The following is a 22718-nucleotide window of genomic DNA, read 5'->3' on the forward strand; positions in this document are numbered from 1 at the left end:
GTTCACGTCCGGGGCGGGTTGAGCGCGGCGCCGATCAGCGCGAACGCGTCCGGGATGACTGTGCCCCAGTAGCCGAAGTTGTGCCGCCCGTCGGCCCAGGCGGCGCGTACCGGCTCCTCGGGCAGCGCCCGGGCCAGCGCGCGGACGTCCTTCAGGAAATTGTCCTGCCGCCCGCACCAGAGCCCGACCGGGGTGCCGCGCAGCCTCTCCACGCCGGTGAAGACCGCGTCGCCGGCGCTGACCGCGGGGGAGAAGGCCGCGGTCATCCGCAGCCACTTCGGGTACGTCTCGGCGAGCAGCAACGCGCCGAAGCCGCCCATCGACCAGCCCCACACGGCCAGCCGGCTGCTGTCGAACCCGCGCCGGGCGCACCAGGTGGGCACCTCCTCGCGCACCATCCGCTGCGGGTCGTCGTCACCGGCGGCGCGCCAGGACAGCCGCCCGCCGGTGGCGCCCGCGAGCGCGAACGGTGGGGCGCCGCGGCGTACCGCGTCGGTGAGGAAGCGGGCCAGCCCGAACCGGCCGTAGTCGCGCGGGGTGGCCGATGCGCCGTGCAGCACCAGGCAGACGGGCAGGCCGCGGCCGTCGCCGTACCCGTCGGGCACGGCCGTCCAGAAGTCCACCTCGCGGCCGCGCGCGCCGGACGCGATGCGGATGAGCCGTTCGTCGCCGGCCGGCGCGTCCGGCAGGGCCGGTGCCGGTCCCGGGCGAGGGTCGGAGAGCTGCCGGGCGGCGAGGCCGCCGACCACAGCGGCGCCGGCCACGCCGGCGGCGGCGCCGAGCAGGGTACGCCGGGTCAGCGTCGATGCCATGCCGGCGAGTGTGCCACCGCGAGGCGCGCGTTAAGAAGGGGCCCTTCCTCTACCGCAGGCGTTAGGGCGTGTCCTGCCGATCTTGTAGGGGTTGGTCGTTGACGATGTGTCGGTGGTGCGTCGTGGTGAGTTGACCGATGAGGCGTGGGCGGTGATCGCGCCGCTGCTACCGGAGCCGGGCGGTGCTCGTGGGCGGTGGCGAGATCACCGGCAGGTCATCAACGGGATTTTGTGGAAGCTGCGCACGGGTGCGCCGTGGCGTGACCTGCCCGAACGTTTCGGGCCGTGGAAGACCTGCCATGAGCGGCTGCGTCGGTGGAGCGCCGACGGGACATGGGATCGGATCCTCGCGGCGGCGCAGGTGCACGACGACGGCACACCGGTGCAGTGGACGATCAGCATCGACTCGTCGATCGTGCGGGCGCATCAGCATGCCGCTGGCGCCCGCAAAAAGGGGGCTCCCCGACAAGTCCGGCGACGCCTGGTGCGCAAGATGGCGAGGCCATCGGCCGATCACGCGGAGGACTGAGCACGAAAATCCACCTCGCAGTCGACGGACGCGGCCGGCCGTTGTCGATCCTGCTCACCCCGGGCCAGGCCGGCGACAACCCCCAGCTCCTCGCCCTGCTCGACGCGATCCGCGTCAACCAGCCCGGACCGGGCCGGCCCCGCAAACGTCCGGACGTGCTGATCGCGGACAAGGGCTACGCCCATGACTCCACCCGTCGAGCCCTGCGCCAACGCGGGATCCGGCACGTCATCCCCGAACGCAGCGACCAGATCGCCCGCCGCGCCGCCAAGGGCAGCACCGGCGGGCGACCACCCGCCTTCGACAAGGCGACCTACCGCAAACGCAACGTCGTGGAACGCTGCTTCAACCGACTCAAGCAATGGCGTGACCTGGCCACCCGCTACGCCAAACGCGCATCCCTCTACCGAGCCAGCCTGATCCTCATCGCCGCCATCATCTGGCTTCCATGATCGACAGGACAGGCCCTAAGAGGGGGCCCTTCCTTACACCTCAGCCGTCGCGCTTGGTGGTCCAGCGGAACGTGGTCAGGCAGAGCACCAGGCCGATGACGCACCACGCGCCCAGCACCAGGGCGACGGTGCCCAGCTCGAACGAGCCGCCCGGCTCCCGGGCGCCGAAGCTGTCCGGCAGGAAGACCGAGCGCAGCCCCTGGCACATCCACTTGAGCGGGAAGATCGCCGCGACCTGCTGCATCCAGGTGGGCAGGCTGGTGAAGACGAAGAACACGCCGGAGATGAACTGGAGCACCAGCGCGACCGGGGTGACCACGGCCGAGCCGCTGCGGGCGGTGCGGGCCAGCGACGAGATGGCGATGCCGCACAGCGTGCAGGCGGTGACGCCGAGGACGGCGACCCAGGCGAACGTCAGCCACTTGCCGGTGGTCTGCGGCAGTTGCAGGTCGAACATCGCCACCGAGACGGCGAGCAGCAGCGCGGTCTCGGCGATGCCGATGACCACCACCATGATCACCTTGCCGGCGAACCAGACCCACTTCGGCATCGGCGTGCCGCGGTAGCGCTTGAGCACGCCCCGGTCCCGCTCGATCGGGATCCAGATGCCGAGGTTCTGGAAGCTCACGGTCATCAGGCCGGTCGCGATCATGCCGGTGATGAAGTACTGGGTGTAGCTGACCCCGGGGGCGATCTCGTCGCTGAAGATCGCCGCGAAGATCAGGATCATGATGATCGGGAAGCCCATCGTGAACACGACGGACTCCCGGCTGCGCAGGAACTGGGTGATCTCCAGCCGCCCCTGACGCAGCGCCAGCGCGCCCGCCCCGGACCGCCGGGCGGAGGTGGCGGCGACCGGGGCCGCCGGCTTCGTCGTGGTGGTCATGAGTGTCCGATCATCCGCAGGTAGACGTCTTCCAGGGTCGGCCGGGTCACCGTCAGGCCGGGCACCTCGCCGCCGAAGCGCGCGGCCAGGTCGGCCACCAGCGCCGTCGGCGTCGCGGTCTCCGCCGAGGCCGGCGTCCCGTCGGGGGTACGCCAGGAGACGGTCGCCAGCGACTCCTGCCGGTTGCCCAGCGCGTTCGGCGGGGCGACCTCGATCACCCGTCCGGCGGCGATCACGCCGACCCGGTCGGCGAGCGCCTCGGCCTCGTCCAGGTAGTGGGTGGTGAGCACGATCGTGGTGCCCGCGGCGGACAGGTCCCGGATCAGCTCCCAGAACTCGCGCCGGGCCTCCGGGTCGAAGCCGGTGGTCGGCTCGTCGAGGAAGAGCAGCTCGGGGCGGCCGATGATGCCCAGCGCCACGTCGAGGCGGCGCTTCTGCCCGCCGGAGAGCGTGTGCGTACGCGCCTTGGCCTTGGCCCCCAGCCCGACCCGCTCGACCACCTTGTCCGGGTCGTCGGCGTCGGCGTAGAAGCCGGAGAAGTGGCGGACCACCTCGCCGACTGTGAGCTCGTCGAACTCGCCGGTGCCCTGGAGCACGATGCCGACGCGGGAGCGCCAGCCGGCGTCGGGGTGGGCGGGGTCGGCGCCGAGGACGCGTACCTCGCCGGCGTCGCGCTGCCGGTAGCCCTCCAGGATCTCGACCGTGGTGGTCTTGCCGGCGCCGTTGGGGCCGAGCAGAGCGAACACCTCGCCCCGGCGGACGTCCAGGTCCACCGACGCGACCGCGACGTTGTCGCCGTACGCCTTGCGCAGCCCTCGCACGGAAATCGCGAGCTCGTTCTCCATGACGTCAAGTGTGCGTCGTGCGGTCGCCCGTTCCACTGCCGGGTCAGCTATATACGCGGGGTATACACTCAGTGTAGTCTCTGGTCATGACGGTTCCCCTGACCCTGCTCGGGCTGCTCGAACGCGAACCGAGCCACGGCTACGACCTCAAGCGCGACTACGACACCTTCTTCGGGCGCGGCAAGCCGCTGCCGTACGGGCAGGTCTACTCGACGCTGAGCCGGCTGGCCCGCGACGGCAAGGTGGTGGTCGGCGACGTCGCTCCCGGTGCCGGGCCGGACCGCAAGCGCTACGTCATCACCGACCGGGGCGCCACCGAGGTCGAGCACTGGCTGACCGAGCCGGTCGAGCCGGAACCGCACCTCCAGACCCTGTTGTTCACCAAGGTCGTGCTCGCGCTGATGCTCGACCGCCCGGCCGAGGAGTACCTGGACACCCAGCGCGCCGCCCACCTGCGCCGGATGCGCGAACTCACCGAGATCAAACGCAGCGGCGAACTCGTCGACGTGATGCTCGCCGACCACGGCCTCTACCACCTGGAGGCGGACCTGCGGTGGATCGAGACGACGGGCGCCCGGCTGGACGCCCTGAGAAAGGCGGTTCGGCCATGAGCCCGATGATCGAGGGCCGGGACGTCACGTACGCGTTCGGCGAGACACCCGCCCTGCGCGGCGCGAGCCTCGCCGTGTCGGCCGGTGAGGTCGTCGCCGTGATGGGACCGAGCGGCTCCGGCAAGTCGACGCTGCTGCACTGCCTGGCCGGCATCCTGCGCCCCGACTCCGGCGAGGTCCGGTTCGACGGCACCCGGATCGACACCCTCGGCGAGGCCGACCGCAGCACGCTGCGCCGCGACAGCTTCGGCTTCGTCTTCCAGTTCGGGCAGCTCGTGCCGGAACTCACCGCGGCGGAGAACGTGGCGTTGCCACTGCTGCTGCGCGGCGTCCGCCGCACTCCGGCGCTGCGCGCCGCCCGGGGCTGGTTCGAGCGGCTCGGCCTGGCCGGCCTGGAGCACCGCCGGTCCGGCGAACTGTCCGGCGGGCAGGCCCAGCGGGTCGCGCTGGCCCGCGGTCTGGTCGCCGAGCCCCGTGTGCTGTTCGCCGACGAGCCCACCGGCGCGCTCGACTCGCTCACCGGCGAGGAGGTGATGACGCTGCTCGTGGACGCCGCCCGCGAGCGTGGCACCACTGTCGTCCTGGTGACGCACGAGGCGCGCATCGCCGCGTACGCCGACCGCGAGGTCATGGTGCGCGACGGCCGGGTCAACGCCCCCGCCGGGGTCGTCTCGTGATCGGGCTCGCGCTCCGGCTCGCCGTCGCCGGTGGGCGGGAGGCGCTGGTCCGGCTGGTCGCCATCGCCGCCGCCGTCGCTGTGGGCACCGGGCTGCTGCTCACCACGCTCGCCGGTGTGCACGCCGCCGACGCCCAGCTCACGCGCTACGCGTCGATGTACCCGCAGGAGACGGCCGACGGGGCCGCCGACCCGCTGCTGTGGTCCACCCGGACCGACTACTTCCGGGGCGACCAGATCATCCGCGTCGACGTCGCCGCGACCGGCCCGGACGCGCCCACGCCGGTCGGTGTTCCCCGAGCCCCGGGGCCTGGGGAGTTCTACGCCTCCCCGGCGTTGCGGAAGCTGCTGGCGACCGTCCCCGCCGACCAGCTCGCCGACCGCTATCCGGGCCGGGACCTCGGCGTCGTCGGGCCGGCGGCGCTCACCTCGCCGGACACCCTGCTCGTCCTGGTCGGCGGCACTCCGGAGCAGGTGGGCGGGCTCGACCAGGTCCGGAAGGTCACCCGGCTCGACGGCAACAGCGCTCCGCTGCCCGGGGCCGCGGTCGACCTCATCCTCGGCGTGGTGGCGGGCGGCCTGCTGTTCCCCGTACTCGTCTTCATCGGCACGGCGACCCGGCTCGGCGCCGCCCGCCGGGAGCAGCGGTTCGCCGCCATGCGGCTGGTCGGTGCCACGCCCCGGCAGATCTCGGCCATCGCGGCCGTCGAGGCCGCGCTCGCGGCGGCGGCCGGCGCGGCGGTCGGCTTCGCGATGTTCTTCGCGCTCCGCGGGCAGCTCGCCGGCATCCCGTTCACCGGCATGCCGTTCTTCCCGGAGGACATGGCCGTCGGGGCGCCGGAGGCCCTCGTGGTGGCGGTGGGCGTGCCGGCGGGCGCGGCGGCTGCGGCCTGGATCGCGCTGCGCCGGGTCCGGATCTCCCCGCTCGGCGTCACCCGCCGGGTCACGCCCCGGCCGCCCCGTGCATACCGGCTGATCCCGCTCGCGCTCGGCCTGGCCGGGCTGGGCTTCGCCCTGGTGTACCGGCCGCCCACCTCGGACGGTCAGACCGCGCTGTTCCTGCCCGCGCTGTTGCTGGTCATGGTCGGGCTGATCGCGGCCGGGCCGTGGCTGACCATGGTCGGCGCCCGGGCGATGGCCGCTCGCGCCGGCCGGCCCGCCGCGCTCATCGCCGCGCGCCGGCTCGCCGACAACCCGGCCGCCGGGTTCCGCGCGGTGGGCGGGGTGATGCTCGCGCTGTTCGTCACGACGGTGGCGGTCGGGGTGATGGGGACGATCACGTACGAGCGCGGTCCCGCACCCCGGGGTTCCCTGGAGGCCGGCCGGCTGTCGATGGTGCTGACGGACGACCCGCCGGTACCCGGCACGCTGCCGGCCGACCTGGCGGCGATTCCCGGCGTCCGCAACCCGGTGCTCGTGCGGGAGAACCCGGTACGCGAGAACGGCCGCGACTTCGGCGTGATCGCCTGCGCGGACATCCCGCCCGCCTACGGACGGTGCGCTCCGGGGGCGAGCGTCGCCGAGGTGCCGCCGGACCTGATCCCCTGGCGGGGGTCCGCCTCGGCCGACCGGATCTGGCCGTCGTCCCCGGTGGACCCGGCGGCCCTCGCGGGGCTCCCGGCGGGCTCGGTGGCGGTCGAGGCGGCGGACCCGGTCGCTGTGGAGCGGGCCCGGACGGTCCTCGAAGCGGCGTTCCCCGCCTTCTTCGTGGCGCCGAACGTGCCAGGCGACTTCGAGGCCGACTTCGCCGACACCATGCGGGGCTGGCAGCGGCTGGCCGACATCGTCGTGGCGGCCGGTCTCGTGCTCGCCGGATGCAGCCTGGCCGTCGCAGTGGCGGCCGGCCTCAGTGAACGGAAGCGGCCGTTCAGCCTGCTCCGGCTCAGCGGCGCCCCGGTACGGCTGCTGCGCCGGGTGGTGGCAGTGGAGAGCGTGGTGCCGCTGCTGACCGTCGCCGTGGTCGCGGTCGGGATGGGACTGGTCGCCGCGCAGTTGTTCCTGCGCGCGCAGATGCAGTACGACCTGCGCCTGCCGGGGATCGGGTTCGCCGCGGTGACGGCCCTCGGCGTCCTGGGCTGCCTCGCGGTCGTCGCCGCCACCCTGCCGCTGCTGGAACGGATCACCGGCCCGGAGACCGCCCGCAGCGAATGACCCGTACGGTGGGCCGGCCGCCCGCCGGCCCACCGGTGCGGGCATCGGGTTGTGTGGTTTTCCACACTCCCTTTTACTGAACGGTAACTTAAACTCCGGCCATGGACGACGCGATGCCGGGACGGCTGCCCGAGCGGGACCGCCCGTGGGTGATGCGCACGTACGCCGGGCACTCCTCCGCCGCGGCCACCAACGCGCTCTTCCGCCGCAACCTGGCGAAGGGGCAGACCGGCCTGTCGGTCGCCTTCGACCTGCCCACCCAGACCGGGTACGACCCGGACCACGAGCTGGCCGCCGGCGAGGTGGGCCGGGTCGGCGTGCCGGTGGCGCACCTGGGTGACATGCGGGCGCTGTTCGAGGGCATCCCGCTGGCCGAGATGAACACCTCGATGACCATCAACGCCCCGGCGATGTGGCTGCTCGGCCTCTACGGCACCGTCGCCGCCGAGCAGGGCGCGGAGCTGAGCCGCTGCGCCGGCACCACGCAGAACGACATCATCAAGGAGTACCTGTCCCGGGGGACGTACATCTTCCCGCCGGCGGCCTCGCTGCGGCTGACCGCCGACGTGATCGCGTACACGCTGCGCGAGATGCCCCGGTGGAACCCGGTGAACATCTGCTCGTACCACCTCCAGGAGGCCGGCGCGACGCCGGTGCAGGAGGTCGGCTTCGCGCTGGCCACCGCCGTCGCCGTGCTGGACACCGTGCGCGACTCCGGTCAGGTGCCGCCCGAGCGGATGGGCGACGTCGTCCAGCGGATCTCGTTCTTCGTCAACGCCGGGGTGCGCTTCGTCGAGGAGATCGCCAAGATGCGCGCGTTCGGCGCGCTCTGGGACGAGATCACCCGCGACCGCTACGGCGTGGAGAACCCGAAGCAGCGCCGGTTCCGCTACGGCGTCCAGGTCAACTCGCTGGGCCTGACCGAGGCGCAGCCGGAGAACAACATCCAGCGGATCGTGCTGGAGATGCTCGGCGTCACGCTGTCCCGCGACGCCCGTGCCCGCGCGGTGCAGCTGCCCGCCTGGAACGAGGCGCTGGGCCTGCCCCGCCCGTGGGACCAGCAGTGGTCGCTGCGCATGCAGCAGGTGCTGGCGTACGAGTCGGACCTGCTGGAGTATCCGGACCTGTTCGCCGGCTCACACGTGATGACCGCGCTGGTCGACGAGATCGTCTCCGGTGCCCGGGTCGAGCTGGAGAAGGTGCTGGAGATGGGCGGCGTGGTCACCGCCGTCGAGTCCGGCTACCTCAAGAGCGCGCTGGTGGCCTCGCTCGCCGACCGGCGCCGCCGGATGGAGTCCGGCTCGGACGTGGTGGTCGGCGTCAACCGGTTCACCGAGACCGAGCCGTCGCCGCTCACAGCGGCCGGCGCGGAGGCGATCGAGCAGGTGGACCCGGCCGTCGAGGAGGCGGCCACCGACGGCGTACGCCGGTGGCGGGCCGACCGGGACGCGGCGACGGTCGAGGCCGCGCTGGACCGGCTGCGCGCCGATGCCGCCACCACGGCGAACCTGATGCCGGCGACGCTCGGATGTGTCAGGGCCGGTGTCACCACCGGCGAGTGGGCGGGCGCGCTGCGCCAGGTGTACGGCGAGTACCGCGCGCCGACCGGCCTGGCCGGGGCGGTCGGGACAGCCGGTGACGCGACCCTCGCCGGGGTGCGGGAGCGGGTCGTCGCGACCGCCAGGGAGCTGGGCAGCGGGCGGCTGCGGCTGCTGGTCGGCAAGCCGGGGCTGGACGGGCACTCCAACGGCGCGGAGCAGATCGCGGTACGCGCCCGCGATGCCGGCTTCGAGGTGGTCTACCAGGGCATCCGCCTGACCGCCGGGCAGATCGTGGCGGCGGCGGTGGAGGAGGACGTCGACCTGGTCGGCCTCTCCGTGCTCTCCGGCTCGCACCTGGCCGCCGTGCCGGCGGTGCTGGACGGGCTGCGCGCGGCCGGGCGGGGCGACCTGCCGGTGGTGGTGGGCGGGATCATCCCGGCGGCTGACGCCGAGGCGCTGCGGGCAGCCGGGGTGGCCCGGGTGTTCACGCCGAAGGACTTCGCGCTCACCGGCATCATCGACGATCTGGTCACAGTGATCCGCGAGGCGAACACCCTGTCGTGAAAGGAAGGGCCCCTTATTAACGCCTCCGGTAGGCAAGGGGCCCCTTCTTAACAACCGCGCGCGAAAGCAGGCGCCGCGTCCGCGCGGGCGGGTCAGCGGCTCTCGTAGGTCATGCAGTCGGCCATGTCCATGTCGGGGCCGACGGTGATGGCCGGGGCGTGACACTCCAGGTCGGCGTTGTGCCGGCAGTCGGCGCGCGAGCACGCGCCCACCTGCGCGACCAACTGGTCGAGGCCGCCGCGCACCGGCATCTCCACGAACGTGTGGCAGTGCGCGTGGTCGCTGCTGCCGATCGTGATGGCGAACGCGTGGCAGTCGTTCGTGTGGTTGTAGGCGCAGGACCGGACGGCGCACTCCTGGACCCGGGGCATCTCCAACGACGCGGTCATCTCCCGTACCTCCTTGGGTGTCTTGCCCCGATTTTAGGGGTTTCGGGAGTCGGTGCGGGTCAGACGCGGAAGCCGGCGGCGCGGGCCGCGGCGCGCTCGCGGCGCCGCTCCCGGCGGCGGCGGAACAGCCACGGTACGAAGAACACCAGGGCGACCAGGAACACCAGCACCAGCACCGGCAGCAGCAGCGCCACCACCGACATGACGACGCTCGTCGCGTCCTCGGCGGTGCTGGCCACCGGCGCGCCCACGCCTGCCGTGGTCGCGTTGATGACCGGCCGGGCGGCGGCCTTGAGCAGGTGCACGCCGAGTGCGATCAGCACGCCGACCACCACCGGCACCCACTGATGGGTGGAGAAGAACGTGTCCGGGTCGCTCACTGTGACCGTCTCCGAGCCGGCGCCCGCGCCGAACGCGAGCCCGCCCGCGGTCGGCCGGACCACCGTCTGCACCACGTCGTTGACGTGGTCGACCACTGGCACCTTGTCGGCCACCACCTCGACCGCGAGCAGCACGGCGAGGATCAGCACCACCCAGCCGTTGCCGAGCCACTGCCAGCCGCTCGGCAGCTCGACCAGATCGGTGTAGCGGGACAGCAGCCCCATCAGCAGCAGCGGGATGTAGGCGTTCAGGCCCGCCGAGGCGGCCAGGCCGGAACCGGTGAGGACTTCGAGCACGATCTCAATATGGCACCGGTACGCCAGTGGCGCTCGTCGGCGTCCGCGGGGGCCTCGGCTACCCTCGGCGGGTGCGGTTGGTGATTGCGAAGTGCTCGGTGGACTATGTCGGACGGCTCTCGGCCCACCTGCCCCCGGCTACCCGGTTGCTCATGGTGAAGGCGGACGGGTCGGTGTCGATCCATGCGGACGACCGGGCCTACAAGCCGTTGAACTGGATGAGCCCGCCCTGCCGGCTGGAGGAGGCGCCCGGCGTCTGGCGGGTGGTGAACAAGGCCGGCGAGGAGCTGCGCATCACCCTGGAGGAGATCTTCCAGGACACCTCGTACGAGCTGGGCGTGGACCCGGGCCTGCGCAAGGACGGCGTCGAGGCGCACCTCCAGGAGCTGCTCGCCGCGAACCCGGCGACGCTGGGGGAGGGGTACACGCTGGTCCGGCGCGAGTACATGACCGCGATCGGGCCGGTCGACCTGCTCTGCCGGGACGCGGTCGGCGGCGCGGTGGCGGTGGAGGTGAAGCGGCGCGGCGAGATCGACGGCGTGGAGCAGCTCACCCGCTACCTGGAGCTGATGAACCGCGATCCGCTGCTCGCGCCGGTGGCCGGGGTGTTCGCCGCGCAGGAGATCAAGCCGCAGGCGCGGGTGCTCGCCACCGACCGGGGGATCCGGTGCGTGGTGGTCGACTACGACAAGCTGCGCGGCATCGAGCGCGACGAGCTGACGCTGTTCTGAGGCGCCGCCTCAGCGGCCCCGGCCGTACATCAGCTTGGCGATCTTGACCAGGCGGGCGACGTCGGCCGGGGTGCGCTCGAACGTCATCGCCGGCAGCAGCGACCGGGCCCGGCGGCGGGTGACCGACTTGGGCCGGCCGAACTCGCGCAGCCCCTCCTCGCCGTGGATGCGGCCGAAGCCGGACTCGCCGGTGCCGCCGAACGGCAGCGTCGACATCCCGGCGAACGTCAGTGCCGAGTTGACCGAGGCCATCCCGGAACGCAGCCGCCGCGCCACCGCCACCGCCCGCGCCCGGCCGAAGACCGAACCCCCGAGCCCGTACGGCAGCGCGTTGGCCCGCTCGACCGCCTCGTCCACGTCGCGGACGCGGTTGACCACGAGCGTCGGGCCGAACGTCTCCTCCTGCACGGCGGCCGAGTCCTCCGGCACGTCGACGAGCACCGTCGGGTGCACGTACGGCGGCTGGACCGCCTCCGGGCCGCCGAGCACGGCCCGGCCGCCCCGGCTGAGCGCGTCGTCGATGTGCCGGCGGATGATGTCGATCTGCGACGGCATGGTGATCGGGCCGAGGTCGGACCCGTCGGCGCCCACAGTGAGCCGCCCGGCCTTCGCCACCACCTTCTCCACGAAGGTGTCGAAGACCTGGTCGACCGCGTAGACCCGCTCGATGCCGATGCACGTCTGGCCGGCGTTGGTGAGCCCGCCCCACACGCACGCCTCCGCCGCGGCGTCCAGGTCGGCGTCCGTGTCCACGATCATCGCGTCCTTGCCGCCGGCCTCCAGCAGCACCGGCGTGAGCGACTCGGCGCAGGCGGCCATCACCCGCTTCGCGGTGGCGGTCGAGCCGGTGAACGCGACCTTGCCGACCCCGGAGCGGCACAGCGCGGCACCGACCGCGCCGAACCCGTGCACCGCCTGGAACACCGGCTGCTCCGGCACCACCTCGGCGAACCTGTCGACCAGCCACTGACCGACCGCCGGGGTGTACTCGCTCGGCTTGAACACCACGGCGTTGCCGGCCGCGAGCGCGTACGCGGCGGAGCCGATCGGCGTGAAGACCGGGTAGTTCCACGGGCCGATGACGCCGACCACGCCGTACGGCTGGTATTCGAGGTGACCGGTGAACTCGGCGAGGATCAGGCGGGAGCGGACCCGGCGCGGCCCGAGCACCCGCCGGGCGTTGCGGGCCGCCCAGTCGATGTGCTCCAGCGCGGTGAGGATCTCCACCACGGCGTCACCGACCGGCTTGCCGCCCTCGGTGTGCATCAGGTCGGCCAGCTCCTCGATCCGCCGGGCGAGCACGCCGCGCCAGCGCTGGAGGCGGTCCCGCCGGCCGGCGAAGCCGAGCCCGGCCCACCAGTCGCCGGCCTCCCGGGCGCGGTCGACAGCGGCACGCACGTCCGCCTCGTCGGCCAGCGGGAATCTGCCTGCCTCGGCGCCGGTGGCCGGGCTGGTCGAGACCAATAGACCCTCGGAGATGAGCGGGGCGCCCGGCACGTGTACAGCGGTCATGGCCGAAGTCTAGACCCGAGGATTACTCGCCGGTAGGTGTCGAACGCGCCGTACGCTGCGCCGACGATCAGCCGTCGCATCGACGTTAGTGCCGTCCGAAACGGCGAACGGGAGATGACCGGCCGGGGTCGCGGGGGTGACCGCGCGGTGGTGCAAGCCACTACGGTGAGGTGGCAGGCTGACGCCGCGGGGCGATGTGGGGTGGAGGTCGACTGTCCATGGAGGAGCATCCTGAGCTGATGCCGTTGCTGACGGTGTCGGGCGGGGCGATGCGGGGGCTCACGTTCCGGGTCGGCCAGGACGCGCAGGTGATCGGCCGTGCGCCGACCGCCGACATCGTGCTCGCCGACCCGCACCTGAGCCGGCGGCACGCCACCGTCCGGGCCACCCCGGAGGGGGTGATGCTCACCGACCTCGGCTCGACCAACGGCACCTGGCTCAACGACACCCGGGTCACCGGCAGCGTGGCGATCGCCGACGGTGACGTGGTCCGGCTGGGCCGCACCGACCTGCGCCTCTACGACCCGGGCGTGGCCCGGACCGACCCGGTCGGGATGAGCTTCGGCGCGCTGCGCCGCGACCAGCGTCCCACCCTGCCGCTGCCCGTCCCCGGGCCGCGCCAGCCGATCGAGGCGCGCGAGGCGCAGCCGGCCGACGTCAGCTAGACCTCCGGGCATCCGCCGGGCCCTCGGGGCCGCTGATGGGTTGGGCTCCCAGGCCCGGTCGATCATGAAGTTGGCGGCGTTCTGCGTCCGATATGTCGCCGTCAACCTCATGATCGACGCGGTGAGGGGGCGGGGTGGTCCGGCGCCCATCTCTCGGCGGGCCGGTGTGTCGGTGGGGCACATGGACCGAGGGCCGATGCCCGTGCCAGCATGCGCGGATGCGCAGCGCACGGCTCACCGTCCAGGCCAACGGCATCACCCAGGCGGTCCGCGTGGCCGGTCCACCGGACGGCGTACCGGTGCTGCTGGTGCACGGCAACGTCTCCTCCTCCGCCTTCTGGGAACCGCTGCTCGCCCGGCTGCCGGAGACGCTGCGGGTGGTGGCGCCCGACCTGCGCGGCTACGGCGAGACAGACACCGCGCCGGTCGACGCCACCCGAGGGCTCGACGACTTCGCCGACGACGTGGCCGCGCTGCTGGACGCCCCGGGGCTGTTCGCGCCCGGCGCCCGGCCGGTGGTGGCCGGGCACTCGCTGGGCGGGGGCGTGGCGATGCGGCTGCTCGTCGGCCACCCCGAGCGGGTGGCCGGGCTGCTGCTGGAGGCGCCGGTGTCCCCGTACGGCTTCGGCGGCACCCGGGACCTCGACGGCACCCCCACCACGCCCGACTTCGCCGGCACCGGCGCCGGCGGCGCGAACCCCGACTTCGTGGCCCGGCTCGCCGCCGGTGACCGGAGCGCCGACGGCCCGACCAGCCCGCGGGCGGTGCTGCGCGCCGCGTACGTGGCCGACCCGGCGTCACTCGGCGACGACGAGGACCTGCTGCTGGAGAGCATGCTGACCACCGCCACCGGCGACGACAACTACCCGGGCACGGCCGTCGCCTCGGCGCACTGGCCGGGGACCGCCGCCGGGCCGCGCGGCGTCCTCAACGCGCTGGCCCCGGCCCACTTCCGGCTCGCCGACGAGCTGGTCGCCGTGCCGGTCAAGCCGCCGGTGACCTGGGTACGCGGGGACGCCGACGTGATCGTCTCGGACACCTCGCTGTTCGACCTGGCGTACCTCGGCCGGCTCGGCGTGGTGCCCGGCTGGCCGGGTGAGGCGGAGTGCCCGCCGCAGCCGATGGTGGAGCAGACCCGCGCGGTGCTGGACCGGTACGCGGCGGCCGGCGGGACGTACCGCGAGGTGGTGCTGCCCGGCTGCGGGCACAGCCCGCACCTGGAGCGGCCGGCGGAGTTCGTCGCCGAACTGCTGGCGCTGGCCGGGGAGAACGCCACCGGGTGAGGCGCGGTGCGTGAAATATCCCACGGCGTCTCGACAACACAGCGTCACGTGGCAGACTCCGGCGCATAACCTTAGCGGCCGTTCATGTCGCGGACGGCGGAGTCGAGCCAGGGGAGGCCGGTCGTGGCGCGGGAGTTCACCAGGGTGGGCGTGGTGGGTCTGGGCACCATGGGTGCCGGCATCGTGGAGGTGTTCGCCCGCAACGGCGTCGACGTCACAGCCGTCGAGATCTCCGACGCGGCGCTGGAACGCGGCCGGGCCACGCTCACCGGCTCCACCGACCGGGCGGTCGCCAAGGGCAAGCTCGCCGAGGCCGAGCGGGACGCCCTGCTCGCGCGGGTCGACTTCCGGGTCGGGCTGGACGCGCTGCACGACGTGGACCTGGTGATCGAGGCGGTGCCCGAGCACCTGGACCTCAAGCAGCGGATCTTCGCCGAGCTGGACCGGGTCTGCAAGCCCGAGGCGATCCTGGCCACCAACACGTCCTCGCTGAGCGTCACCGAGATCTCCGTCGCCACCACCCGGCCCAACCAGGTCATCGGTATCCACTTCTTCAACCCGGCCCCGGTGATGAAGCTGGTCGAGGTGGTCCGCACGGTGGTCACCTCCGCCGACGTGGTCGCCGACGTGGAGGCGCTCTGCGAGCGGCTCGGCAAGGTCGACGTGACGATCAGCGACCGGGCCGGCTTCATCGCCAACGCGCTGCTGTTCGGCTACCTGAACCACGCGGTCGGCATGTTCGAGGCCCGCTACGCCACCCGCGAGGACATCGACGCCGCCATGAAGCTCGGCTGCGGCCTGCCGATGGGCCCGCTGGCGCTGATGGACCTGATCGGCCTGGACACCGCGTACGAGATCCTCGACACCATGTACCGGCGCGGCGGCCGGGACCGGCGGCACGCCCCCGCCCCGCTGCTCAAGCAGATGGTCACCGCCGGGCTGCTGGGCCGCAAGTCCGGCCGCGGCTTCTACACCTACGAGCGGCCCGGCTCGCCGAAGGTCGTACCCGACGAGTACACGCCGCTCGCCGCGGACGCCGCGCTCGCCGACGGCGCCCGCGCCATCGCGAAGGTCGGCGTGGTCGGCTCCGGCACCATGGCCACCGGCATCATCGAGGTGTTCGCCAAGGCCGGGTACGAGGTCATCTCGGTGACCCGGGGCGCGGAGAAGTCCGCGAAGGTCTGCGAGGCGGTCAAGACCTCGCTGAACAAGGGCGTGGTGCGGGGCAAGCTCAGCGAGACCGACCGGGACGACGCGCTGGGCCGGATCACCTGGTCCGCGACGCTGGAGCACCTGGCCGACGTCGACCTGGTGGTCGAGGCCGTGATCGAGGAGCTGAGCGTCAAGAAGGCGCTGTTCGCCAGCCTCGACGAGATCTGCAAGCCGGGCGTCGTGCTCGCCACCACCACCTCGTCGCTGCCGGTGATCGACGTGGCGATGGCGACCCAGCGCCCGGCCGACGTGGTCGGCCTGCACTTCTTCAACCCGGCGCCGATCATGCCGCTGGTGGAGATCGTGCAGACCATCCGCACCTCCGCCGAGACGTCGGCCACCGCCCGCGCGGTCTGCGCGAAGCTCGGCAAGACCGGCGTGGTCTGCGGCGACCGGTCCGGCTTCATCGTCAACGCGCTGCTGTTCCCGTACCTGAACGACGCGGTGAAGATGCTGGAGGCCAGCTACTCGACCGCCGACGACATCGACTACGCGATGAAGCTGGGCTGCGGCTACCCGATGGGTCCGTTCGAGCTGCTCGACGTGGTCGGCCTGGACGTCTCGCTGGCCATCCAGCGGGAGCTGTACCTGGAGCTGCGCGAGCCCGGCTTCGCCCCGGCCCCGCTGCTGGAGCACCTGGTCACGGCCGGCTACCTGGGCCGCAAGTCCGGCCGGGGCTTCCGCGACCACACCCGGCGCTGATCCCGGTCAACGCCCGGCGGCGGTGACGGCGTCTTCCTGGTGTGACATTCGAGGAGTACGTCGGCAGCCGCGGCCCGGCGCTGTTGCGCCTGGCCCGGCTGCTCACCGGCGACACACACCGGGCCGAGGACCTGACGCAGGACGTGCTGGCCCGCGCGTACGTGCACTGGCGGAGGATCGCCCGGGCCGACCGGCCCGACGTGTACGTGCGCCGGATGCTCGTCAACGCGAACACGTCCTGGTGGCGGCGGCGGTCCAACCGCGAGCTGGCGGTGGACACGTTCGCCGACCGGCCCCAGCGCGGGGACCTCGGTGGCGAGGCGGCGGACCGGGACGAGATGTGGGGGCTGATCCGCGCCCTCCCGGACCGCCAGCGCGCCGTGCTGGTGCTGCGCTACTACGAGGATCTCGACGACGCCACGATCGCCCAGATCCTCGACTGCTCCCCGGTCACCGTCCGCACCCACGCGATGCGGGCGCTCGCCCACCTCCGGGAGCGCTGCGGCGTCCCGATGACCAAGGGGAGCCGGCCGTGACCGACCTCGACCAGCGGATCGCCTCGGTGCTGCGGGAGCAGGCCGAAGGAGACGTGGACATCGACCGGCTGACCGCCGGGGCCGTGACGGGTGGCCGTCGTCGGCTACGCCGTCGCCGGGCCGTGCTCGGTGGCGGTCTCGCCCTGGTCGCGCTGCTCGGCGGCCTCGCCGTCGTCCCGGCCCTGCCGGGCCTGGACCGGCCGTTCACCGGCCCGGCCGGCCCGGCCATCCCGGCCATCCCGGCCGAGGCGGCGCCACCGCTGATGCCGGCCGCGCCGGGAGCGGCGGCCGCGCCGGAGGTCGTCGGCACCGATGCCGGAGTGCTGCACTTCGGCGTCGACACCACCAAAATCCGCTACCTGCGCTGGGAGGTGGCGCAGGGCCTGGAGAGCGCCCAGCTGGACGTCGGCGGCGGGCGAAAGGTCACCGTCGAGCTGGCGCGCTCGTCGCGGACGCTACGGGAGTCCGGCGCCGAGGGGGTGCCCTTCAAGATCAGTATGTTCGCCGAGGAAGCGGCGTTCGACGGCCGGACCAGCAGCACGACCGTCGACGGGCTGCCGATCCAGGTCCGGCAGTGGAAGCCGGCCCCCGGCCTGTACGCGCGGGCCAGCGTGTGGGCGCCGCAGGACACGGCGCTGACCGTCGCGGTGGAGGCGTTGCGGCTGACCGAGGCGCGCCGCTGCGGTGCGCCCGTCCGCCTCACGACCGTGCCGGACGGCGCCCGGGTTGCCGGCTGCCGGGTCGACGTGACCGGCTTCCCGCGGCTGGTGACCGCCCGGTTCGGCATCGTCGGCACCTCCACCCGGACGATGAGCGTCTCCTACCAGTACGCGGCCGAGATCTCGCCCCGCACGGTGGACGGCAACATGACGATCGCCGGGCGGCCCGCCCACCTCTACCCGGAACAGGGCCGGGTCGAGCTGCTGGGCGTGCCGAAGTCGCGCCTGCTCGCCGATTACGGCTGGCCGGAGCAGGGGTTCGACAAACTCGACGCGGCGCTCGTGCTGGGTGGCGTGCAGGTGGCGCCGGACCCGACCCGTCCGGAGACCTGGGACTGAGCGGCCGCCCGTCGGCCGGACCGCCCGACCCGGGCCGGTCCGGCCGGCGGACCGTACGCTTGGTGACCGTGAGCCCTCGTCGCAACCGCCCTCGCCGGGAGGAGAACCCCGGCCTGGACGCCGAGCGTGCCCGCCACGGCGTGCCGACCGTGCAGCAGTGGCGCGACGGCGACTGGCAGGTACGCGCGATCAGCGGCGGGGCATCAGTCAAGACGTACCGCTGTCCCGGCTGTGACCAGGAGATCCGTCCCGGCGTGGCACATCTGGTGGCCTGGCCGGCCGACGACCGGGGTGACCTGACCGACCGCCGGCACTGGCACTCCGGCTGCTGGCGGGCCCGGGACCGGCGCGGGCCGAACCTCCAGCGCGGCCGGGGCGCCCCGCGCTACGGCTGAGCGATCTGGATCACCCGGTTCCCGTCCCGCTGGGCGGCGGGGCCGCCGACGCGGGAGACTGGCAGGCGTGAGCACTCCGATTCGCGCGTCGTCGATCCTGCCCGGTCGCCGGGAGGACATCGAGCTGCACACCGCCGACGGGCTGACGCTCGTCGGCGAGCTGGCCCGGCCGCTGGACCGCGAACCGGCCGCCACGCTCGTCTGCCTGCACCCGCTGCCCACCCACGGCGGGATGATGGACAGCCACGTGTTCCGCAAGGCGGCCTGGCGGCTGCCCGCGCTGGCCGGCCTCGCAGTGCTCCGGTTCAACACCCGGGGGACCAGCAGCGTCCGCGGCACCAGCGAGGGAACGTTCGACGGCGCGGTCGGCGAGAAGTTCGACGTGGCCGCCGCGATCGAGTACGCCGAGTTCCACGAGCTGCCGAACATCTGGCTGGTCGGGTGGTCGTTCGGCACCGACCTGGCGCTGAAGTACGGCTGCGACCCGGCGGTGGCCGGCGCGATCCTGCTCTCCCCGCCGCTGCGCTACTCCGCGCCGGAGGACCTGGGGGTCTGGGCCGAGACGGGTAAGCCGCTCACCGCGCTGGTCCCCGAGTTCGACGACTACCTGCGCCCGGAGGAGGCCCGGGAGCGGTTCACCGCCGTGCCGCAGGCCGAGGTGGTGGGCGTGGACGGCGCCAAGCACCTCTGGGTCGGCGACGCGGAGAAGGTGCTGGACGAGATCGTCCGGCGGGTCGCCCCCGGCGTACCGCTGCCGCTGCCGACCACCTGGGACGGCCCGATGGAGACCGGCGACGTCAGCGCGTACGCCGACCGCACAGTCGCCGCGTTCGCGGACACCCCGGTTCCCGGCCCGGCCCAGCGGCGCGCCGAGTAACCGCTCAGCGGGCGTCCTGGCGGGGTAGCACCACCTCGCGCAGGATCAGCTGCAACGCGGCCACGGTGGGGATCGCGATGAGCGCGCCCACCACGCCCAGCAGCGCCACCCCGAGCAGCGCGGCGAGCAACGCCGCCACCTCGTTGACCGACACCGCCCGGCGCATGATCTTCGGGTAGATCAGGTAGTTCTCCACCTGCTGGTAGAGCACGAAGAACACCAGGCAGGCGATGCCCACCGGCAGGTCCGTGGCGAGCCCGACGAGCGTCACCACCACCGCGCCGAGCGTCGCGCCGATCTGCGGGATCAGATCGGTCACCGCGACCACCACGGCGAGGGCGAACGGGTACGGCAGGCCGACCGCCAGCGCGAACACGAACGTCGTCACCCCGGCCAGCACCGCGATGGCGAGCGCGCCGACCATGTACGCGCCGACCCGGGTGAGGATCTCGTCGCCGATCAGCCGGACCCGCTGCCGGCGCGAGCGCGGCACCATCGCGTACCCGAGTTCGCGCAGCTTGTCGAAGTACGCCAGGAAGTAGATCGTCAGCACCAGCACCGTGAGCAGGCGGAAGATCGTCCCGAAGATCAGTTGTGCCCCGCCGAGCACGCCGCCGAGCGCCCGCCCGATCGTGTCCGCGTTCGCCGCCGCCTGGACCCGCTCCATCACGTCGTACCGGATCACCAGGTCGTTGACAGTGGGATTGCGGCGCAGCTCCTCGACGTAGCCGGGTAGCTGCTGGAGGAACTGGCCGGACTGGGTCACCACCGGCGGCACCAGCGCCAGCAGGCCGGCGACGATCAGCAGCACCACGGTGAGCGTCACCACCGCCACCGCCAGCCCGCGCGGCAGGCCCCACTTGCGCAGCCGGACCACCGCCGGGTGCAGGCCGACCGCGAGGAACAGCGCGATCACCACGAGCACCAGGATGCCGGCGGCGTTGCGGATGCCCAGGAACAACGCGTACGCCAGCAGCACGCCGAGCGCGCCGGTGAACCCGACCAGGAAGGCGCTGCGCCGCAGCGGCCGCCCCGGTACGCCGAAGCGCCCGCTCGGCTCGAACTCACCCGGCTCGACGTCGACGGGCCGCTCGCCGCTCATGCCGGTGCCGGTCCGCGCGTGCTCCGCGGTGCGCGTGGTCTCACTCGCGGTGCCCGTGGTGCCGCTTGCGGGCCTCGCGTCGCCGGTGGGGGAGCCGGAGGTGTTCACGTCCGCGGCCTCGTCGTCCCGGGCGGCGGAACCCTCCTGTGACACCCGTGCCTCCCCGCTGCCCGGCTCGCCGCCGGTGCCGTCCCCGGCCGACGCGCGGCCCTATGCCCGCAGGGTAGTCGCCGCCGTCCGCCCCGACCATCCCACCACCGCCACCCGCCGGGCCGTCCCGGCGGGCCGTCCCGCCGGGTCGCCCGCCAGTTCGGGGAGGTGGTGTGGTCCGGGTGGGTGGGATGCCGCCACTTCGCCGACGTGGCGCTGGGCCCGCCAGTTCGGGGTGGATCAGTCCTTGTCGACCGTCACCGTGCTGGGCTTGGCGCTGCGCTCGTCGGTGGTCGGCTTTGTCGGGCGCTTGCCGTTCTCACCGGTGCTGGTGATCTTCGTGGGGGTGGCGCCCCGGCCGCCCTCACCCGGCACGGCAGCCACAGTGGGCTCGCCGTCGACGCCTGCTCCGCCAGGGGAGTCCATCGTGGTCACCGGTTCGCCGACCGGCTTCGCCTTGCCCGCGTCGGCGGGCTCGCCGTCACCCTTGGCCGGCCCGGCGCCGTTGGGGACCGCGGTGGCGGTGCCCTTCGCGGCCACCGGCGCACCGCCGCCGGCCGGGGTGTCGCCGGGGCTCTCCGCGCCGCTGGTGACCGGCGTGCCCTCGCCCGCCGGCGTGCCGTCGCCGGTGGACCGGCCGGTGGAGGCGGCGGCGAGATCGTCCGGGTCGACCGGGGTGGCCGCGATCCCGGCCGAGTCGGCGTCGCGCCGCAGGTCGGTGAGGCGGCGTTGCAGGTCGTCGGACTCCTGCCGCGACTTCCACGTCTCGGTACGCAGGTCGGCCAGCTCCTGCTGAGCCTTGGCGATCTCCAGCATCACGCCGGCGAGCTGCTGCCGGCCGGCGGCCACCTCCTGCTGGGTGGCGGCCAGGTGCTGCTGCGTGGTGGCGAGGTGCTGCTGGGTCGTGGCCGCGTACTCCTCGAACTGGCGTCGCGAGGCCGCGACGTGCTCGTCGGCCTTGCGGCGCTGCGCGCCGGCGTCCGCCTCGGCGCGGCGCAGCAGCTCGGCGGCCTCCAGCTCGGCCTGCTGCCGCATGCTCAGCGCGTCGGCCTCGGCGGCCTGCCGGACGTCGGCGGCGGTGCGCTCGATCTCGTCGCGCCGCGTGGTGTACGCCTGCTCCAACTCCTCCTGCCGCTTGGCGTGCTGCTTGTCCAGCTCGTCGCGGCGCTTGGCGAACTCCTGCTCGGCGGCGGCCCGGCGCTGGGCCAGCTCCTTCTCCGCGCCGTCCCGCCGCTCCGTGACCTCCTTCTCCACCCCGGCCCGCCACGCGCCCAGCTCCTGCTGGGTCTGCGCGCGGGCCTGCTGCACGTACGCCTCGGTCTCGGTGCGCATGCGCTGCACGTACGCCTCGACCTCGGCGCGGTTGCGCTTGCCGGCGTCGGCGGCCTCGATGGTGAGCCGGTTGGCCTCGCTGCGGGCCCGGCCGCGGGTGGCCTTGGCGGCCTCCTCCGCGTCGTCCACGATCTTCTTGGCCTCGGCCAGCGCCTTGGCGTGCGTGGCCCGGCCGGCCTCGGCGGCGGCGTCGGTGAGCCGCTTGGCCTCCTGCTGGCCCTTGGCGTGCACCTCCTTGGCCGCCTCGCGGAGCTGGCTCGCCTCCTGCTGGGCCTTGGCCAGCGCCTCCTTGGCCGCCTCGCGCAGCCGCGCGGCCTCCTGCTGTGCCCGGGAGTGGATCTCCTTGGCGGTGTCGCGGAGCTGGGTGGCCTCCTGCTGGGCCTTCGCCAGCGCGTCCTGGGCGGTCCGGCGCAGCTTCTCGGCCTCGTCCTGGGCCGCCGTCCGCAGCCTCGTCGACTCGTCCTGCGCGTCCTTGCGCAGCTTCGCCGACTCGTCCTTGGCGGCCTTCAGCGTGGCTTCGGCCTCGGCCTTGCGGGCGGCGGTGTGCCGCTCCTCCTCGGTCCGGCGGGCCGCCAGCGCGATCTCGAAGTCCTTGAGCGCCTGGGCGGCCTGCTCCCGGGCCTCCTCGACGATGTGCTCGGCGGCGGCGCGACGGGCCTCGATCTCCTCGTTCGCGGCGGCCAGGATCTCGTCGGCCTGCTCCTCGGCCATGGTGAGGATCTGCTCGACGCGCGGACCCAGGTGCCGGAACGACGCCCGGTCAACGACCGCCGCCTGCTTGCGCACCTGGGCCAGGTCGCGCTGGAGCACCTCGACCTGACCGGCCAGCTTGTGGATCTGGGTGTACGCCTGTTCCCGCTCGGTGGTCAACGCCGCGATCTCGTGCTCCGCGCGAGCGACGTAGCGGTCGACCTGTCGTTTCTCGTATCCCCGCAGGGCGGACTCGAAGCTGGGCTCCGTCGTCACGTCCCCGCCGAGCGCGAACAGTTCCTCGCCGTGCGACATGCCCCCATCCTCACACGCATCCGGC

21 protein-coding genes are annotated in these 22718 nt (G+C 73.3%); 13 read left to right on the forward strand and 8 right to left on the reverse strand.

Annotated elements, in window-relative coordinates:
• Window positions 1–2 precede the first annotated feature (2 nt).
• Window positions 3–812 (reverse strand): alpha/beta hydrolase-fold protein, encoded by an 810-nt coding sequence (locus tag FHX31_RS03350; protein WP_184975017.1) that lies wholly within the window; start codon window positions 810–812, stop codon window positions 3–5.
• 115 nt (window positions 813–927) lie between these two features.
• On the opposite strand from FHX31_RS03350, the gene FHX31_RS03355 reads away from it, so the two are divergent.
• Window positions 928–1793, forward strand: a protein-coding gene (locus FHX31_RS03355) for an IS5 family transposase (RefSeq protein WP_013474031.1) whose coding sequence is annotated in 2 segments (ribosomal slippage) — window positions 928–1261 and window positions 1261–1793 — 867 coding nt in all. Because the reading frame shifts where the segments join, the coding sequence is not laid out codon by codon here.
• Between the two features lie 40 nt (window positions 1794–1833).
• Here the strand turns inward: FHX31_RS03355 and FHX31_RS03360 are convergent.
• Both FHX31_RS03360 and FHX31_RS03365 read right to left on the reverse strand, forming a co-directional pair.
• Window positions 1834–2679: an ABC transporter permease gene (locus FHX31_RS03360; protein WP_013288243.1), complete on the reverse strand. Its 846-nt coding sequence runs from the start codon at window positions 2677–2679 to the stop codon at window positions 1834–1836.
• Entirely contained in the window at window positions 2676–3524 is an 849-nt protein-coding gene (locus FHX31_RS03365; protein ID WP_091330889.1) for an ABC transporter ATP-binding protein, read from the reverse strand. The genes FHX31_RS03360 and FHX31_RS03365 overlap by 4 nt, the downstream gene beginning before the upstream one ends.
• Window positions 3525–3610: 86 nt before the next feature.
• Between FHX31_RS03365 and FHX31_RS03370 the strand changes: the two genes are divergently transcribed.
• The 4 genes from FHX31_RS03370 (at window position 3611) to FHX31_RS03385 (ending at window position 9067) form a co-directional block, all read left to right on the forward strand.
• Entirely contained in the window at window positions 3611–4135 is a 525-nt protein-coding gene (locus FHX31_RS03370; RefSeq protein ID WP_013288241.1) for a PadR family transcriptional regulator, read from the forward strand.
• The gene (locus FHX31_RS03375; RefSeq protein WP_184975020.1) at window positions 4132–4812 is read left to right on the forward strand and encodes an ABC transporter ATP-binding protein; all 681 of its coding nucleotides are present in this window, start codon (window positions 4132–4134) and stop codon (window positions 4810–4812) included. The genes FHX31_RS03370 and FHX31_RS03375 overlap by 4 nt, the downstream gene beginning before the upstream one ends.
• Window positions 4809–6962 (forward strand): FtsX-like permease family protein, encoded by a 2154-nt coding sequence (locus FHX31_RS03380; protein WP_184975023.1) that lies wholly within the window; start codon window positions 4809–4811, stop codon window positions 6960–6962. The genes FHX31_RS03375 and FHX31_RS03380 overlap by 4 nt, the downstream gene beginning before the upstream one ends.
• 101 nt (window positions 6963–7063) lie before the next feature.
• Window positions 7064–9067, forward strand: coding sequence for a protein meaA (locus FHX31_RS03385; protein WP_184975026.1), 2004 nt, complete (start codon window positions 7064–7066; stop codon window positions 9065–9067).
• Between the two features lie 92 nt (window positions 9068–9159).
• Here the strand turns inward: FHX31_RS03385 and FHX31_RS03390 are convergent, their stop codons facing one another.
• Together FHX31_RS03390 and FHX31_RS03395 are read right to left on the reverse strand one after the other, a co-directional pair.
• Window positions 9160–9456, reverse strand: coding sequence for a DUF1540 domain-containing protein (locus tag FHX31_RS03390; protein ID WP_013288237.1), 297 nt, complete (start codon window positions 9454–9456; stop codon window positions 9160–9162).
• 59 nt (window positions 9457–9515) lie between these two features.
• The gene (locus tag FHX31_RS03395; RefSeq protein WP_013288236.1) at window positions 9516–10133 is read right to left on the reverse strand and encodes a DUF4126 domain-containing protein; all 618 of its coding nucleotides are present in this window, start codon (window positions 10131–10133) and stop codon (window positions 9516–9518) included.
• Between the two features lie 71 nt (window positions 10134–10204).
• On the opposite strand from FHX31_RS03395, the gene nucS reads away from it, so the two are divergent.
• Window positions 10205–10864, forward strand: a complete 660-nt coding sequence (gene nucS / locus FHX31_RS03400; protein ID WP_030271426.1) for an endonuclease NucS — start codon at window positions 10205–10207, stop codon at window positions 10862–10864.
• Window positions 10865–10873: 9 nt separating this feature from the next.
• Here nucS and FHX31_RS03405 read toward each other — a convergent pair whose 3' ends face one another.
• Window positions 10874–12376, reverse strand: coding sequence for an aldehyde dehydrogenase family protein (locus FHX31_RS03405; protein WP_184975029.1), 1503 nt, complete (start codon window positions 12374–12376; stop codon window positions 10874–10876).
• 218 nt (window positions 12377–12594) lie between these two features.
• On the opposite strand from FHX31_RS03405, the gene FHX31_RS03410 reads away from it, so the two are divergent.
• The 7 genes from FHX31_RS03410 to FHX31_RS03440 all read left to right on the forward strand — a co-directional run bounded on the left by FHX31_RS03410 (window position 12595) and on the right by FHX31_RS03440 (window position 19104).
• Window positions 12595–13041, forward strand: coding sequence for an FHA domain-containing protein (locus tag FHX31_RS03410; RefSeq protein WP_013288233.1), 447 nt, complete (start codon window positions 12595–12597; stop codon window positions 13039–13041).
• A gap of 218 nt (window positions 13042–13259) precedes the next feature.
• Entirely contained in the window at window positions 13260–14324 is a 1065-nt protein-coding gene (locus FHX31_RS03415) for an alpha/beta fold hydrolase (protein ID WP_184975032.1), read from the forward strand.
• 123 nt (window positions 14325–14447) lie between these two features.
• Complete coding sequence (locus FHX31_RS03420; RefSeq protein ID WP_013475372.1) at window positions 14448–16238, forward strand: 3-hydroxyacyl-CoA dehydrogenase family protein; 1791 nt, start codon at window positions 14448–14450, stop codon at window positions 16236–16238.
• Between the two features lie 41 nt (window positions 16239–16279).
• Window positions 16280–16774, forward strand: a complete 495-nt coding sequence (locus tag FHX31_RS03425; RefSeq protein ID WP_013288230.1) for a SigE family RNA polymerase sigma factor — start codon at window positions 16280–16282, stop codon at window positions 16772–16774.
• On the forward strand, window positions 16771–17832 hold the full coding sequence (locus tag FHX31_RS03430; protein WP_184975035.1) for a hypothetical protein: 1062 nt from the start codon (window positions 16771–16773) through the stop codon (window positions 17830–17832). Before FHX31_RS03425 ends, FHX31_RS03430 begins: the two co-directional genes overlap by 4 nt.
• Window positions 17833–17894: 62 nt before the next feature.
• Entirely contained in the window at window positions 17895–18227 is a 333-nt protein-coding gene (locus tag FHX31_RS03435; RefSeq protein ID WP_013288228.1) for a hypothetical protein, read from the forward strand.
• 67 nt (window positions 18228–18294) lie between these two features.
• The gene (locus FHX31_RS03440) at window positions 18295–19104 is read left to right on the forward strand and encodes an alpha/beta hydrolase (protein ID WP_013288227.1); all 810 of its coding nucleotides are present in this window, start codon (window positions 18295–18297) and stop codon (window positions 19102–19104) included.
• A 4-nt stretch (window positions 19105–19108) separates the two neighbouring features.
• On the opposite strand, the gene FHX31_RS03445 is transcribed toward FHX31_RS03440, so the two are convergent.
• Both FHX31_RS03445 and FHX31_RS03450 read right to left on the reverse strand, forming a co-directional pair.
• Entirely contained in the window at window positions 19109–20206 is a 1098-nt protein-coding gene (locus FHX31_RS03445; RefSeq protein WP_174361816.1) for an AI-2E family transporter, read from the reverse strand.
• A 390-nt stretch (window positions 20207–20596) separates the two neighbouring features.
• Window positions 20597–22693 carry a hypothetical protein gene (locus tag FHX31_RS03450; protein WP_184975038.1) on the reverse strand — a complete coding sequence of 699 codons (2097 nt, stop codon included), beginning with the start codon at window positions 22691–22693 and terminating at the stop codon, window positions 20597–20599.
• Window positions 22694–22718 lie beyond the last annotated feature (25 nt).

The sequence above is a fragment of the Micromonospora sp. CNZ286 genome (assembly GCF_014207755.1).

Excerpts from the sequence above, each read along its gene's own strand:
- FHX31_RS03350 (WP_184975017.1), bottom strand. The coding sequence starts at position 812 with ATGGCATCGACGCTGACCCGGCGTACCCTGCTCGGCGCCGCCGCCGGC.
- FHX31_RS03360 (WP_013288243.1), bottom strand. The coding sequence starts at position 2,679 with ATGACCACCACGACGAAGCCGGCGGCCCCGGTCGCCGCCACCTCCGCC.
- FHX31_RS03365 (WP_091330889.1), bottom strand. The coding sequence starts at position 3,524 with ATGGAGAACGAGCTCGCGATTTCCGTGCGAGGGCTGCGCAAGGCGTAC.
- FHX31_RS03370 (WP_013288241.1), top strand. The coding sequence starts at position 3,611 with ATGACGGTTCCCCTGACCCTGCTCGGGCTGCTCGAACGCGAACCGAGC.
- FHX31_RS03375 (WP_184975020.1), top strand. The coding sequence starts at position 4,132 with ATGAGCCCGATGATCGAGGGCCGGGACGTCACGTACGCGTTCGGCGAG.
- FHX31_RS03385 (WP_184975026.1), top strand. The coding sequence starts at position 7,064 with ATGGACGACGCGATGCCGGGACGGCTGCCCGAGCGGGACCGCCCGTGG.
- FHX31_RS03390 (WP_013288237.1), bottom strand. The coding sequence starts at position 9,456 with ATGACCGCGTCGTTGGAGATGCCCCGGGTCCAGGAGTGCGCCGTCCGG.
- FHX31_RS03405 (WP_184975029.1), bottom strand. The coding sequence starts at position 12,376 with ATGACCGCTGTACACGTGCCGGGCGCCCCGCTCATCTCCGAGGGTCTA.
- FHX31_RS03410 (WP_013288233.1), top strand. The coding sequence starts at position 12,595 with ATGGAGGAGCATCCTGAGCTGATGCCGTTGCTGACGGTGTCGGGCGGG.
- FHX31_RS03415 (WP_184975032.1), top strand. The coding sequence starts at position 13,260 with ATGCGCAGCGCACGGCTCACCGTCCAGGCCAACGGCATCACCCAGGCG.
- FHX31_RS03445 (WP_174361816.1), bottom strand. The coding sequence starts at position 20,206 with ATGAGCGGCGAGCGGCCCGTCGACGTCGAGCCGGGTGAGTTCGAGCCG.
- FHX31_RS03450 (WP_184975038.1), bottom strand. The coding sequence starts at position 22,693 with ATGTCGCACGGCGAGGAACTGTTCGCGCTCGGCGGGGACGTGACGACG.